The organism is Desulfovibrio sp. MES5 (assembly GCF_002237645.1).
Taxonomy (GTDB): domain Bacteria; phylum Desulfobacterota; class Desulfovibrionia; order Desulfovibrionales; family Desulfovibrionaceae; genus Desulfovibrio.
In genome coordinates this window covers 46871-60995 of record NZ_MJUZ01000005.1, presented here as the reverse complement: position 1 = coordinate 60995, position 14125 = coordinate 46871, and the positions used below count along the sequence as shown (strand labels likewise).

The window sequence follows — 14125 nt, the reverse complement described above, 5'->3', positions numbered from 1 at the left end:
ACGGCTTTTTAGATATTTTCGCCGTGCGCGGCAGCGGCGGCGCTGGTAAAGCTGGGCTGCGGCCGTGCTGGCGTAGCGGGGCTACAGGTTGGCGGCGTACCAGTCGCCGGCCAGACGCAGGCCCTGACGCACATCAAAGCGGGGGGCATACCCCAGCCGGGTAGCGGCGCGGCTGATGTCGGCCAGGCTGTGGCGCACGTCTCCCGCGCGAAAATCGCGGTGTTCGGCCTTGGCGCTGAGGGCTTCGGGCTTATGGCGGGCCACCTCTTCGCGGATAAGGTCAAAAAGCTCATTGAGGGTGGTGCGCTGACCAAAGGCCACATTGTAGATAGTGTTGGCGGCTTCGCCCTGGGCAAAGCTGGCCAGCAGGTTGGCCTCCACAACGTTGTCAATGTAGCAGAAGTCACGGCTGGTTTCGCCGTCGCCGTTCACATAGACGGTTTCGCCCTTGATGAGGCTGGCGAACCACTGCGGCACAACGGCGGCATATGCGCCGTAGGGATCCTGACGTTGGCCGAACACGTTGAAATAGCGCAGCCCGACGGTGGAAAAGCCATAGCAGCGGTTGAACACGTCGGCGTAAAGCTCGTCCACATACTTGGTGACGGCGTACGGCGACAGGGGGCGGCCGATCTTGTCTTCCACCTTGGGCAGTTCCGGCGAATCACCGTAGGTTGACGAAGAGGCGGCATACACAAAGCTTTTGGCCCCGGCGTCGCGGGCGGCCACAAGCATGTGCAGAAAACCCGTGATATTGCAGCTGTTGGACAGCAAAGGATCATCAATGGAACGCGGCACGGAACCCAGCGCCGCCTCGTGCAACACGTGCTGTACGCCTTCGCAGGCTTTATGGCAGGTGTCGATATCGCGAATATCACCTTCAATGAAGGTAAACCGGCTCCAGGCTTCAGGCCCGACGATATCACGCACCATATCAAGATTTTTCTGGTAGCCGGTCAAAAAGTTGTCCAGCCCGACGACGGTCTGGCCCAGCTTCAAAAGATGCTCAAGCAGGTTGGAACCGATAAAACCCGCAACGCCTGTAATCAGCCAGCGGGAAGGGGCTGCCTGCATGGAGGCACACAATTGGGAATACGCGCTCATGTTTGCGTCCTGTTTTGCATTGATTTGTATCCGGGCAGGCAGGCGTATATCCTCCAGACCGGACTCTTTTAATTCTACGCTGCTCTGGCCGGGCTGTAAAGTCGGGTGCGGTTTGCGCCAGCCGTGCGAAAATGGCGTTGTAATGTTGCAAAATTGAATTTGAGCAGCGGCAGCCCCTTTTCAGTTATCCTTGCAGATGCTATAGCCTTTTACATGCGAGCGCGGTCTGCCTTTGTGACAGACCGGTGTCAGCGCCAAAGGGAGCCGCGAGAGAATGAAGATCATAGTTCTGGGCAATCAGGCCAGGTCCATGAGCAATTTCTGGAGCGTACTGGTTCGCCATATGTTTCGGGCCGGACACGAAGTGATCTGCTGCGCGCCGCCCGGCGATCCGGGGGCGGAGGCGGTTCTGGCAGCCCAGGGGGCACGGCTGCTGCATTATCCGCTGGACCGAAAAGGGCTTAACCCGCTGAACGACTTGCGCACCACCGGGGCGCTTTTGCGTATTTTCAAAAAAGAAAAGCCCGACCTGCTCTTTGCCTCCACCATCAAGCCCGTCATATACGGCTGCATTGCGGCCCGTGTGGCAGGCATACCGCAAATTTACGCCACCATCACCGGACTCGGATACGCCTTTGAGGCTGACAGTTTTTTCAAAAAATGCGTCAACCGTTTGAGCGCCCTGCTGTACCGCACGGCGCTTTCCGCTACGGAAGGCGTCTTTTTTCAGAATGAAGACGACATTGCCGCCTTTCAGAAAGCCGGGATTCTGGGCCCAAAGGCTCGCATCCTGCGGGCGCGCGGCACCGGGGTGGATACAGCCCGCTTTGCCCCCACGCCCTTGCCCGGCCTTACGGATGACGGCACGCTGACAGAGCCTCCGGTTTTTCTGCTGGTGGCCCGTCTGCTTGAAGCCAAGGGGCTGAAAGAGTACGCCGAGGCCGCGCATGAACTGAAGGCCAGGCATCCCCTGGCGCGGTTTCTGCTGCTTGGGCCGGAAGAACAGGGGCTCGGCAGCGTCAGCCTTGAACAGGTGCGCCAATGGCAGGACCAGGGCGGCATCGAATATCTTGGTGAAACGCGGGACGTACGCCCCTACATAAGCGCGGCCCACGTCATGGTGCTGCCCTCGTGGCGCGAAGGCACGCCCACCTCCATCATGGAAGGCATGAGCATGGGTCGCGCCGCCGTTGTCACTGACGCGCCCGGTTGCCGCGAGGTTGTGCGTAACGGTCATAACGGCTACCTTGTACCCCTGCGCGATCCCAAGGCCCTTGCGTCCGCCATGGAAGCCTTCATTCTCCGGCCTGAACTCATGGCACGCATGGGCGCCGCCGGGCGTCAGATGGCCCTGAACGACTTTGACGCCGAAAAGGTGGCCGCCCGCATTCTTGAAGACATGCGCGTTCCGGCATTGCCGGAGTCGGACAGCACCGGGCGCTAACGCCCTGCCCGCCGGACACTTCCCCGGGGCAATTCCACGTTGAAATTGCCCCGGCTGCTGCGCGCCTGACGTCCGCCATCGTGACGCACGCGCCGTTTAATTGCGCTGCCAGGGCCAAAGCGAGCGCCGTAAAAAACTTTGCGAACCCAACATCGCAAAGGTAAATGCTCTAGAGGATACTTTGCAATGATAAGCAGTTATCGTATGGGACTTTTACAGGCGCTGGACCTGCTCTGCATCCTGCTGGCCCTGACAATTTCCGGGCTGACCACTATTGCGCCGGATCTGAGCGTTTTTGACGACTACACCGGCGCAACGCTCTTTACCATTTTCTTTTATATGCTGTTTTTCTATATCCTTGACGCATACAGCGTGGGTCAGGAAGACTTCAAGGAGACTATGGGCCGCGTGCTCGTGGCCTGCCTGCTCGGCATCATCTCATCGGCAACGGCTTCCTACGCCTTCCAGCACTGGCGCTTTGACCGCGAAACCGTTGCGCTGCTTTTTGCGCTTTCTTTCTGCTTCAGCCTGTTCTGGCGCTGGCTGTATCACCTCAACGCGCACAAACTCACCCACCCCCTGCGCATTCTTCTCGTAGGCGTTGACCGTGCCGGAAAGGTACGCCAGCTGCTGGCCGAAGGACTGCCCCAGGCCCAGATCATCGGCTATGTGGGCGAGCGCGATCAGGGCCCGGACGCAGGCCCCTGCCTTGGCCCGCCATTTCTGGCGCTGGACATAGCCCACGAAAAAAAGGCCACTATGATCCTGCTGCTGCCCGACGCCCCCATTGACGACGAAATCGCGCATGACCTGCTTGAAGCCAAGCTTCACGGCAGCATGGTTGTGGACATTCGCAGTTTTTACGAACACGTGGTGCAGCGCCTGCCCCTATCGCAGATCACGGACGAATGGCTGCTGCAGACAGAGGGCTTTTCGCTGAACACGCGCGGTTCGCTGCGGCGGCTCAAGCGCGCCCTGGACGTGCTCATTTCACTGGTGCTGCTCATACCCGCCACGCCCGTCATGCTGCTGACCGCCCTCATCGTGCGCCTGGAATCTCCCGGCCCGGTCATTTACAAGCAGGACCGCGTGGGGCTGTTTGAAAAAGAATTTACAGTTTACAAATTCCGCTCCATGCGGGCTGACGCCGAAAAGGACGGCGCCGTGTGGGCCAGCGCCGGGGATGCCCGCGTGACCCGCTTCGGACGCTTCATCCGCAAGGTGCGCATCGACGAACTGCCCCAGATATGGAACATCCTCAAGGGCGACATGAGCTTTATCGGCCCGCGCCCCGAACGTATGGCCTTTGTAATGAAACTCAAGGAAACCATACCCTACTACAGCCTGCGCCACACGGTTAAGCCCGGCCTCACGGGCTGGGCCCAGGTGTGCTACCCCTACGGCGCGTCCGAAGAAGACGCCCGCCGCAAGCTGGAATACGACCTCTACTACATCAAGAACATGTCCATACTGCTGGACATCAACATCATCTTCAAGACCGTCGGCGTGGTGCTCTTTCCCAAGGGTGCGCGCTAGGGTTATTGCGCGCGGAATGCTTTGTGGGGGAGGGACCCTTTTGCAAAAGGGTCCCTCCCCCACACCTCCTCCCCCTAAAACTCCTGTTGTTTTTTAGCAGAGTACAACGTGGTTTCTGACCACAAGCTGGGTTTCAGAGGCAGAGCCTTCCGAGACATCACAGCATCGCAACGGGTATCCGCACCAGGCCCATTGCCCGGATCACTGCGGTGCAGACGCATATGCCGTGAGCGCAAACGCGGCAAGACACTATTGGGCAAAACCCCTGTGACGGAGTAACAACACGCCGTCGCAGGGGTTTTGTTTCTGACCTTCAGGACGCTCCCGCTGGTTCGCCAAGGGGGGGGCCGGCTTGGAGGCATTCCAGCATTGAAAAAACTTAACAGCGCGATGCTCTAGCCAAACACAGGGACGCAACGCCGGCACGGGACCGTGCCGCAACAAGCCCGAGTTGTCGCCGGAAGCAATCGCTCCGCGTACGGCGATCCATGCGCGCCAATGGGCGGCACCGGACTTGCGGCGACGGGGCCGCCCCGCGTGGAGCGACCGACGCCCTTATCCCTTTATGGCTACATAGATTTCAAAAGGCTTTTCCGGGCTCCAGTGCGGGGGATACAGTTCAAAACACGGAGACTGTTCATTATAGGCATACGCCTGCTGGCTGGCGAGCCAATTCTGAAAAACGAACATATACGCCTCCCCGATTTTCGCGAGGCTGGGCACGTTGCAAACCGCGTATTTTCCCGCAGGAATGTCCACATGCTCAAGGTCGGCGGGCAGACGCCCGTCCTTGTCTTCCACGGCGGCCCAGTAGTCGAAGTCTTCCGCATTGATCATGACGGTCACGCCGTAAGCTGCTGTGGGCATGACCTTTTCGTAGTTGGGGTAGAAGCGTTGCCACAGGGCAGGGCAATCCTCCTGCGCTTTTGCCATGTTGGAACGCGCCTTAATGCCGGTGAGGCGTTTGGCCGGATATTCCACAATCGTTACGTTAAATTCACTCACGAAGATTCTCCTCATAGTTGGTAATGCCGTTTGTTCGCAGGCCGCGCAACGCGCGCTCGCCACATCGCCGGACCGCAAACGGCAGGGAACGGCGCGTCATGCACATCCTGCACTAGCCCGCGTAAAGGCGCTCGACTTTTTTTGCGGTTCCGTTCACCCTAGCAAAGATTAACTTTGAAATGCTTCACATTTCAAAGTTTTCGCACATCCGAAAAATGCGATTTACGGCTGAACCCACGCCACATTGTGGCGCGCTGCACTCTCGTGCAGCGTTAGAGCATTTATACCTTTTCAAAGGTAAAATGCCCCAACAGGAGCCCACCAGCTCGAACCGACCGGCCCCGAACAGCCCCACTCGAACAGACCAACCCCACGGAGCAGCATGAAAACATTGTCATATGAGGAACGCCTGCACCGTGTGTTGCGGCATATAGAAGACAATCTCGACTCCCGGCCCGAACTTGCGGAACTTGCGGAAATCGCCTGCTTTTCTCCCTACCATTTTCACAGGATTTTCTCGTCCATGATGGGGGAAAGCGTCGCCGCCTATGTACGCCGCCTGCTTCTTGAAAGGTCGGCCCAGCAGGTGGCCCATACACGCGAGCCCATCACCCAGATAGCTCTTGATGCTGGCTATGAAAGCGTGGACGCGTTCACCAGGGCCTTTCGCGCGCACTTTGACGCTCTGCCGTCCGAATACCGCCGTACCGACGGACACCTGGCGCGGGCGCGCAGACAGAATCCATCCGCTCCGCTTTTTCATCACCAGATTGTCGGCGTGCCTCCGCTGGAAATACGGGTCACAAAATTTCCGCCCCTGCTTGTGGCCGCCATGCGCCACACCGGCCCGTATGACGACTGCGGACCGGTCTGGCTGCATCTGTTTTCTCTGCTGGGGCCAGCTGGCCTTTTGCGCGAGGGCATGGTGGCATATGGGGTCAGTCACGATAATCCAGACGTCACTTCCAAAGAAAAATGCCGCATGGATGTCTGCGTGAACCTGCCTGAAGGCGTCACCGAAGAAACCCCGGCCATTCGGGATCTGCTGCGCAACAAGGAGCTGTTTTTACGGCATATTGGCAGTGATTGCGACTATGTGGCCGTGAAGGTGCGTGGGGACTATGCGCTGCTGCACCCGGCCTACCGCTCGCTTTTCGGCCAGTGGTTTCCGCAGAGCGGGCGTGAACCTGTCAACGACCCAGGTTTTGAGGCGTACTACAATTCGCCGCAAACAACCGCCCCTGAAGATCTGCTGACAGAGATATTCATCCCGATGAAATCGGAGTGATGCGTCAGGCCAACGTTGCGTGCAGGCTTTTACAGCGAGTTTTGAAATGGAGTGATGCCGGGGAAGGCGCAGGCTTTGACGTCCGCGCTTCTGATCAGAAAACTCGTCGAATTGCGCTAAGATACAACAAGAGTTTTAGGGGGTGGGGGCGTGGGGGAGGAGACCCTTTTGCAAAAGGGTCTCCTCCCCCACAAGGCAACAAACATGCCGCCCCTCCCGCACAAAGCATTTCAATGATGTCCGGATCTAGTGTTCCACGGGAAAGATATTGCGGAACACCACGCTGTCGTCCTGGTTGCGCACCTCAAGAATGACCTGGGAGTTCACGAGGTTGAGACGTCCTGGCAGGCGCACCACAATGACAGTACGTTTAAAGCGGCTGATGCGAAAATCGCCCACGTTTTCCGGGTCAAAGCTCAAGGGATGTTTGGAGCCGTCAGCGGTAAGCAGGGTTCCGGCAACCGAGCCGGAGGCCAGCCGCTGACTGTCGGTGTTGCGCAAATCAAGGGCCATGCGCAGTTTGCCGCCGCGCAAGGCCCGCATCTGCACGTTGTCCACCTTCACATAGTCAAGGTCAATGGCGGGAAAATCTTCATGCCCCGGCCCTTCAAGGCCGCGCGGCGCTTCAGCCTTAACGGCCTCTTCCTTGTCTGCCGGGGAAGCCTCGCCCGGTTTGACGACGTCTTCACCGCCAAGCCGCCGCAGCACAAGGGTGCGCCCCTGCACGTCTTCCTCGCGCAGCAGTTCCTCAAGGTGTTCAAGCCGCTCTGCGGTGGCTTGCGCCTCCTGGTAATCGCTTTCAAAGCGCAGCATGTTCGCGCGCAGGACGGCGTTGTCCTGCCAGAGCTTCCAGCATTGCCAGCCAAGGCCGGCGCTCAGCAGAGGCAGGCAGGCGAAAAAACACAAAACAGCGTAAAAAAGGCCCCGCCGGACGCGAAAACTGCGCCGGGGGCCGTTATCCCTCATAAAAATGATGGAGAGACTTTCCTTGTATTTCAAGGTCTGCTTTCCTCTGCTCCCCTGGCCTGCGCCACGTCAGTCGGGTTGCCGGTGCTGGCGGGCATGGGTGCCCAGTCCTCACGGGCGATGAGCCATTGCTTGCCGTCATACTGGAGCAGCAGCGTCTTGGTTCCCCGGTCGCTGTGCCCGGAACTGTCGGCGTAGGTCTGGCTCATGTCGGCGCGGATGCCCTGCTTGTCCACCACAAGCCGCAGGCCCGAAAGCTGCACGAGGGTGGGCTTGACCCGGCCCCACAGGCCTTCTTTCTGGTTGCGGATGTTTTTGGCCCCCCAGCGGCCCTGCTGCACGGCATTGCTGGTGTAATAAGCCATATAATCGTCCAGCTTGCCCGCTTCCCAGGCTTTGCGCCAGCCCTCAAGGGTTTCGCTCACAGCGCCGCTGATCTGATCAAGATAGTCGGCAGCCAGGCCCAGCTCCTGCGGTTTGAACTGCGCGGCCACGATGCGCAGGTCGCCGTCATCGCCTTTGCGCCACCAGAGCGTACGGATGCCCTCGCTGAAGCCGCCGGGGCTGGCTATAAGCTCTTCGCACCGGCTGGTGGCAAGGTTGCCGTGCACCTCAAAAACGGGCTTGCGGCTGATATAGCGCAACCACGGCGCGCCTAAGTGCTTCTCAAGCTCGCGCCAGGCGCTATTGTACGACTGACCCCGGGGTGCGCCGGGTTCGCGGTTGTAGCGGGCATGGTCATAAAAATCGGCGAGCGCGGGCGAACGGGAGGCCAGGGCCGCGCCCCATCCGCTGACGGCCTGATGCAACTGCGCCAGCACCTGCGGCGTGAGGCCCGCATCCTGCGTTGCAGGGACCTGGGTTGCCTGTTCCCTGGCGGCGCGCTGGTCCGCTGCAAGCTTTTCAGCAGCCAGCTGTTCGGCGGCCTGTTGTTCTGCGACCAATTTTTCGGCCGCCAACTTTTCGGCTGCGAGCTTGTCAGCTGCAAGTTTTTCTGCCGCAAGTTTCTCGGCAGCAAGCTTTTCTGCGGCGAGTTTCTCGGCAGCAAGTTTTTCCGCCGCAAGTTTTTCAGCAGCGAGCTTTTCCGCTGCCTGCTGTTGCGCAAGCAGCAGGGCTTGCGCTTCCTGGGCGGCCTTTTCTGCAGCGGCCTTTTCTGCAGCGGCTTTTTCCGCAAGCGCCCGTTCAGCGGCGGCGCGGGCCTCGGCGGCCTGCTGCGCGAGGCGCTCTTCTTCGGCCTGCTGGCGCTGCGCAAGTTCTTCGGCGGCACGCTGTTCTGCGGCCAGTCTGGCGGAATCTTCCATGGCGGGGCGTGCGCCCCAGTTTACTTCGGCAGGAGGCGGCGTGGCCGAACGGCGCGGCACAAGCGGGTCGCTCAAAGCCACGGATTTGCCGGGGGCGGATTCAGCTGCGGCCTTGTCGGAAGCGGCCTTGTCCGGCACTTTGCCGTTACCGGCGGCAGCCTGCGTCACTGCGGCTTCGGCCGTCATGTCGCCAGCGGCCTCGGGCATATCAAGACGCGGCGGCTGGGGCGCTTCGGAGTCGGCGTCCGAGACCACCTGCAAGGGAGCCTCGGCCACGAGCTGTCCGCGCTGGTACGCGGCGCGCATGCCGAGATCGCGCGGGGTCCATTCCATGCCGACGATACGGAACTTCTTGTCCTTGCCGCGCTGCCAGTACAGGCGACGGATGCCCTCTGAGGAAAGGTTGGACGCCGCATAGAGCTGCTCGGACCAGGTAACCCAGTACCCCGGCCCTTCGAGCACATGTATCTTACGGTTATAAATCTTGACGAAACTGAGGATTTTGAACAGCCGTTCCTTGTTGAGCCTGAAAGCGGCAAAGCTTTCAGACATGGCCTTGGTATAGGACTCGGCATCATAAAACTCGAACATTTTATCCGAACGCGCAGCCCAGGCGTTGCTCCAGGCCTGCATGAGGCGGCGCAATTCACGGGCAGTGCCGCTGTCGGACTGAAGCATGGTGGTTTCGTCCAGCTTTTCAGCCAGCACCACTGCCGTGCCCGGCACAAGGCTGGGCCCCACCTCGTCAATTTCCTTGAGGCCTATGGCGACGCAGCCGCGCGTGGAAAGGGGTTCAATGCCCAGCCCCTTGCTGTGAATCCAGATGCCGTGCCCGGTTTTGCCGCGCAGCTTGTCAACGGGGTTGGGGTAGTTAAGCGTATAGGCTATGCCGCCGTATTCCTTGAAATCCAGCCCGCTGGCAATCTTGTATTCCACAAAATAGATGCCTTCCGGGGTGCGCAGGTCATTGAGCGACTGCTTGTCGCCGGGCAGCTGTCCAGTGGTGCAGGGGTAGGTGTAGCGGAGCTTGAAGGGGCTTTTTTTTTCGAAAAACATGAAGGTCTGGCGGTTCTTGTCCACAGCCACCAGATGCGACGGCAAGCCCTCGTTGTACAACGTGGGCTGCCATTCCGCAGAATACGCGGACAAGGGGGCCAGGACGCATAAAAGCGCCATCATAAAGCCCAGAAGCCCGCGCATGGCAAAAAGAGAGGCTATGCGCAAATGCCGGAACGCGGCCCGTCTGGCCGCGCCCCTGCCCACAGGGCTGGCAGGCTCAGCGCGCAAGGGCCACCAGTTCCGCGCGGGTGAAGAGGGCAAGCAGTTCATATCCCGCCTCACGGAGCTTTTCGCGGCCACCTTCTTCCCTGTCCAGGATTGTGCACACGGCGACGATATTCAGCCCCGCGTCTGTTACCCTGTGGCAGGCATTGAGCAGCGAACCGCCCGTGGTGACCACATCTTCAAGCATGGCGACACGGTCGCCAGCGTTAAAATTGCCAAGTCCCTCAACATACTGTCCGGTGCCGTGGCCTTTGGCCTCTTTGCGCACCAGCAGGCCATGCAGTGGCCGTCCCTGTTCGTGCGAAATGACCGTTGTGGCCGAAACCAGCGGGTCCGCCCCAAGGGTCATGCCGCCCACGCCCTTGATATCAAGGTCTTTGAGCATATCATCGAACAGGTTGCCGATGAGCCAGGAGCCCTCGGAATGCAATGCCGTGACACGACAGTCAAAATAATAGTCGCTTCGGCGACCCGAAGCCAGCACAAAATCGCCTTCGCGATAAGATTTTTCCACCAGCAGCCGCGCCAGACGGCGCTTGAGTTCCATCATCTGTTCTTGACCGGCGCGCATCATGACCTCGGCTAGCTCAATACGGGTTTGCTGTCGAACACGCGGGCGAAAATCTCGTCCTCGTGCTGCAGATAGTAGGATGGATCAAAAAGCTCATCGAGCGCGGCCTCGCCAAGGCGGGTGCGCATGTCTGCGTCGGCCCGCACAAGCTCGGGAAAGGCCACGCGGGTTTCCCAGCTTTGCATGGCCAGACGCTGCACGGCCTCATAGGCCTGCTGGCGCGGCATGCCGGTGGCGATAAGGGCCGTGAGCACGCGCTGTGAAAAATACAGGCCAAAAGAACGGTCCATATTTTCGCGCATGCGCTCGGGCTTGACCACCAGCCCGTCCAGAAGGCGGGTAAGGCGGGTGAGAATATAGTCCGCCAGGATGGTGGAGTCGGGCATGATCACGCGCTCCACCGAAGAGTGGCTGATGTCCCGCTCATGCCAGAGGGCCTGGTTTTCGAGGGAGGCCAGGGCGTTGGTGCGCAAAAGCCTTGAAAGCCCGGTCATGTTCTCGGCGGAAATGGGATTCTTTTTGTGCGGCATGGCCGAAGACCCTTTTTGCCCCTTGGCAAAGCCCTCTTCCACTTCCAGCACTTCGGTGCGCTGCAGGTGGCGCAGTTCAACGCAAAGGCGCTCTATGCCGCCGCCAAGAATGGCCAGCGAGGTAAAGAAGTGCGCGTAGCGGTCGCGCTGGATGATCTGGGTGGAGTGCGGGTCAACCCCAAGGCCGAGGTGGGCCAGGGCGCGCTGCTCCAGTTCGGGCGACAGAAAGGCGTAGGTGCCCACCGCGCCGGAAATCTTGCCGACCCGCACGCTTTCGAGTCCGGCCTGCACACGCTCCAGATGGCGCGAAAATTCGGCGTAAAACCCGGCCATCTTGAGGCCGAAGCTGGTGGGCTCGGCATGGATGCCGTGGGTGCGGCCCATGCACAGCTGCCCCTTGTGACGGCGGGCCAGGGTTTCAATGCTTTGTAAAAGCGCGCGTATATCCTGAAGGATAAGCTCGCCCGCCTGCACCAGCAAGAGGGCGTTGGCCGTATCCACAATATCGGACGACGTGCAGCCGAGATGGATATACCGGGCGTCCGGCCCCACTTTTTCTTCAAGCGAGGTCAGAAAGGCAATGACGTCGTGCCGGGTCACTTCTTCAATTTCAAGAATGCGGTCAACGTCGATGGAGGCCTTGGCGCTGATGTTTTCCACGGCCTCGGCCGGGATGCGGCCCATTTCGCTCCAGGCCCGGCACACGGCCACTTCAACGTCAAGCCATGCCTGATAACGGTTTTTCAACGTCCAGATAGTGCCCATTTCGGGCCGGGAGTAGCGTTCGATCATGACTGCCTCATGAAGCCGGTTTGGCGGCGCTGGCCTTGGGGGCCGCGGTTGTAGGGGCTGGCTTGGGGGCTGACGTGGGGGCCGGAGCGGCAGCAGGCGCTTTTGCCGCAGGAGAAGGCGCGGCGCTGCCGCCAGCCTTCTCGCCGCCGCTTGCTGGCGCAGGTGAAGCCTCTCCCGCGCCGGACGGCGAAGACGCTTCAGAGGTGGAAGACGCCGAAGACGCGCCTTCGTCCTTTATGCCTTTGCGGTAGCCATAATCGTCAACATACCAGCCGCCGCCCTTGAGGACAAACGAGGTCTGCGACATGATGCGCGGCGAGGCCGTGCCACATTTGGGGCAAGGCTCCTCGCCCTGGTCGGAGGGGCTTTTTACCCATTCCTCAAAGCGGTGCTGACACTGGGGACACTGATATTCGTAAATAGGCATGATTACGCTAAAAGACGGCTAAACACTGTGTTGTTACGACCGCGCCGCCACAGACTTGGGTCTGTACGCCGCCCGTCAAATGCTCAAGCTCCGCCGCGCGGGGCGTAAAGCCCCATCCGGCGACAGGAAATGCGCGCAAAAAACTCAAACGCCACAACCTGCTTAAACTTGCACATGACACAAGAGGGCTGCTGCCGATGCAGCCCCCTCTTGGGCAGAGCACCCTTGAGAACATACATTCCCAAAGGATACGACACGCCAGTTATGACGCTTGCCAGCGCGGATGAACCGCGCCCGCGTCTTCACGGCGAGCGCCTGCTCACGCAGCCGCCAGAGCAGTTTCAACGTGAAAATGCTCTAAAGCGACACGGCCCTGCGGGCCTCATCAAAAACCTGAGCCTAGGCAGCAGCCTTGGCTTCACGCACGCGCTGCTTCAGGCGCTGAGCGCGACGATGACGGCGACGGGCCAGTTCTTTCTTACGTTCGATCTTTTTGTGAGCCATGTTTTCCTCCGGGGTGAGCCCCATTGATATAAGTCGGTATTCATAGGCTCTTTCTTTTACAAAGTCCAGCCCAATATGGCTGGAATGCGCGGCAGGCGCGCTTTTGCACATGGCGACGGCCTATGTCTTCCATTTTTGGCGACGCGCCAGGGCAAGAAAAAACAGGTTCCGCGCCGCGTTATGCCCCGCGCCAAGCGTAACGCGGCTTAAGCGTCGGCAGCTTACGCTCAGTCCTGAGTGGGGGCCTGCCTGTCATAAAAACCGCTGATGCCTTGCCCCACGCGCAGTTCACAACCAGTAAACCCGTGCTGGACAAGAATCTCTTTCACCCTTTCCGCAAGCTCTGGGGGCAGCGTCTCCACCTGAAGCACCGGGGCTGGCGTAAGCCGCAGGCGCAGGTCGCCCAGAGGCGGAACAGTTTTTTCAGCGTCAGCCCCCTGGCCCACGACGTTTTCCCCGTGTGCCCCGCAGGCCGCGCATGCCGCGCCGGGCTTCTCAACCACGCCTGTCGCCGTTGCGGCGGAGGAGTTTTCAGAAACATGCGAGGCTTCCAGCCCTGCCAGCGCTTCTTCGGCAGCGGCCAGACGCGCCAGCACGTCCGCATCCGGCTCAAGACCGTAGGCCAGCCGGGTAAGCAGACAGGGCCGCGCGCGCTGATCGGGATCATCCAGCCCCGTGGCCCGCGCCGCCGCGCGGATGGCGGCCTTGTCCATGCCCGATTCCGCAAGGGGCGAAACCACACCCGCTTCCTGCAAAGCGCGCAGGCCGGGCCGGAACGCCACAAGGTCGTCAGCATTGCTGCCGTCGCAAAGAACGCGCCCCTGCTGTCCGGCCTGCGCCAGCGCCGACCCGATGGCCGCCAGCAGGCCCGTTTTGCAGGCATAGCAGCGCTGGCGGCTGTTGGTCGACACCTCCGGCAGGGACAGCGGGTCAAAATCCACCACAAGCAGGGGCAGGCCGCGCCCTTTGGCCCAGGCGAGCGCGTGGGCGCTTTCTCCAGCCGGGATGTGCGGGCCGCGCGCGTGCACTGCCAGCACGTCGCAACCGCTCAGCAAGGCCGCATGGCTGAGAAAGCGGCTGTCTATGCCGCCGGAAAAGGCCACCACCAGCGGCGGCATGGCCCGCAGCAGCCGCGCCAGCGCCTGGGGCAGAGCTTGAGCCTGGGGCAGGCCTTTGGCCTGCGCCGCGTCCGTGAGTCCGGCTGCTGGGGCGTTTTCCGCCGCATTGGCGGCTGGCCCGCTGTGGGCGTTTATGACGTGGTGCTTGTGGATCATGTGGTGCTGACGCTCCTCTGACGTGCCCCTGGCGCTCTTGAATGGAGGGCGGGCGGGGTGCACGCGGCGCAACAGCGCCATAAAAGCGGGGTGGGGGCC

Annotated in this window: 11 protein-coding genes; 3 read left to right on the top strand and 8 right to left on the bottom strand. The window is 60.6% G+C overall.

The genetic code is table 11. The features are described from left to right. Positions 1–81 precede the first annotated feature (81 nt). Positions 82–1104, bottom strand: coding sequence for an SDR family oxidoreductase (locus BCS36_RS01710; protein ID WP_291301197.1), 1023 nt, complete (start codon positions 1102–1104; stop codon positions 82–84). Positions 1105–1378: 274 nt separating this feature from the next. Between BCS36_RS01710 and BCS36_RS01705 the strand changes: the two genes are divergently transcribed. Further along, positions 1379–2548: a glycosyltransferase family 4 protein gene (locus BCS36_RS01705; protein ID WP_291301196.1), complete on the top strand. Its 1170-nt coding sequence runs from the start codon at positions 1379–1381 to the stop codon at positions 2546–2548. A 186-nt stretch (positions 2549–2734) separates the two neighbouring features. After that, positions 2735–4084, top strand: coding sequence for a sugar transferase (locus BCS36_RS01700; RefSeq protein ID WP_291301195.1), 1350 nt, complete (start codon positions 2735–2737; stop codon positions 4082–4084). Positions 4085–4639: 555 nt separating this feature from the next. Here BCS36_RS01700 and BCS36_RS01695 read toward each other — a convergent pair. Next, the gene (locus tag BCS36_RS01695) at positions 4640–5089 is read right to left on the bottom strand and encodes a GyrI-like domain-containing protein (protein WP_291301194.1); all 450 of its coding nucleotides are present in this window, start codon (positions 5087–5089) and stop codon (positions 4640–4642) included. 382 nt (positions 5090–5471) lie between these two features. Here BCS36_RS01695 and BCS36_RS01690 point away from each other — a divergent pair, with 382 nt between their 5' ends. After that, entirely contained in the window at positions 5472–6377 is a 906-nt protein-coding gene (locus BCS36_RS01690; RefSeq protein ID WP_291301193.1) for a GyrI-like domain-containing protein, read from the top strand. Between the two features lie 246 nt (positions 6378–6623). On the opposite strand, the gene BCS36_RS01685 is transcribed toward BCS36_RS01690, so the two are convergent. The 6 genes from BCS36_RS01685 to BCS36_RS01660 form a co-directional block, all read right to left on the bottom strand. Then, on the bottom strand, positions 6624–7376 hold the full coding sequence (locus BCS36_RS01685) for a hypothetical protein (protein WP_291301192.1): 753 nt from the start codon (positions 7374–7376) through the stop codon (positions 6624–6626). Beyond that, on the bottom strand, positions 7373–9973 hold the full coding sequence (locus tag BCS36_RS01680) for a L,D-transpeptidase family protein (protein WP_291301191.1): 2601 nt from the start codon (positions 9971–9973) through the stop codon (positions 7373–7375). Before BCS36_RS01680 ends, BCS36_RS01685 begins: the two co-directional genes overlap by 4 nt. Further along, complete coding sequence (gene pyrE, locus BCS36_RS01675) at positions 9921–10478, bottom strand: orotate phosphoribosyltransferase (RefSeq protein ID WP_291301216.1); 558 nt, start codon at positions 10476–10478, stop codon at positions 9921–9923. The genes BCS36_RS01680 and pyrE overlap by 53 nt, the downstream gene beginning before the upstream one ends. Before the next feature lie 32 nt (positions 10479–10510). After that, a complete protein-coding gene (gene purB / locus BCS36_RS01670) occupies positions 10511–11821 on the bottom strand; it encodes an adenylosuccinate lyase (protein WP_291301190.1) in 1311 nt (436 codons plus the stop codon). Positions 11822–11828: 7 nt separating this feature from the next. Continuing rightward, entirely contained in the window at positions 11829–12248 is a 420-nt protein-coding gene (locus BCS36_RS01665; protein WP_291301189.1) for a zinc ribbon domain-containing protein, read from the bottom strand. Between the two features lie 731 nt (positions 12249–12979). Continuing rightward, a complete protein-coding gene (locus BCS36_RS01660) occupies positions 12980–14107 on the bottom strand; it encodes a PP-loop family protein (protein ID WP_291301188.1) in 1128 nt (375 codons plus the stop codon). Between the last annotated feature and the right edge of the window lie 18 nt (positions 14108–14125).

Excerpts from the sequence above, each read along its gene's own strand:
- purB (WP_291301190.1), bottom strand. The coding sequence starts at position 11,821 with ATGATCGAACGCTACTCCCGGCCCGAAATGGGCACTATCTGGACGTTG.
- BCS36_RS01710 (WP_291301197.1), bottom strand. The coding sequence starts at position 1,104 with ATGAGCGCGTATTCCCAATTGTGTGCCTCCATGCAGGCAGCCCCTTCC.
- BCS36_RS01705 (WP_291301196.1), top strand. The coding sequence starts at position 1,379 with ATGAAGATCATAGTTCTGGGCAATCAGGCCAGGTCCATGAGCAATTTC.
- BCS36_RS01680 (WP_291301191.1), bottom strand. The coding sequence starts at position 9,973 with ATGAACTGCTTGCCCTCTTCACCCGCGCGGAACTGGTGGCCCTTGCGC.
- BCS36_RS01665 (WP_291301189.1), bottom strand. The coding sequence starts at position 12,248 with ATGCCTATTTACGAATATCAGTGTCCCCAGTGTCAGCACCGCTTTGAG.
- BCS36_RS01660 (WP_291301188.1), bottom strand. The coding sequence starts at position 14,107 with ATGGCGCTGTTGCGCCGCGTGCACCCCGCCCGCCCTCCATTCAAGAGC.
- BCS36_RS01690 (WP_291301193.1), top strand. The coding sequence starts at position 5,472 with ATGAAAACATTGTCATATGAGGAACGCCTGCACCGTGTGTTGCGGCAT.
- pyrE (WP_291301216.1), bottom strand. The coding sequence starts at position 10,478 with ATGATGGAACTCAAGCGCCGTCTGGCGCGGCTGCTGGTGGAAAAATCT.
- BCS36_RS01700 (WP_291301195.1), top strand. The coding sequence starts at position 2,735 with ATGATAAGCAGTTATCGTATGGGACTTTTACAGGCGCTGGACCTGCTC.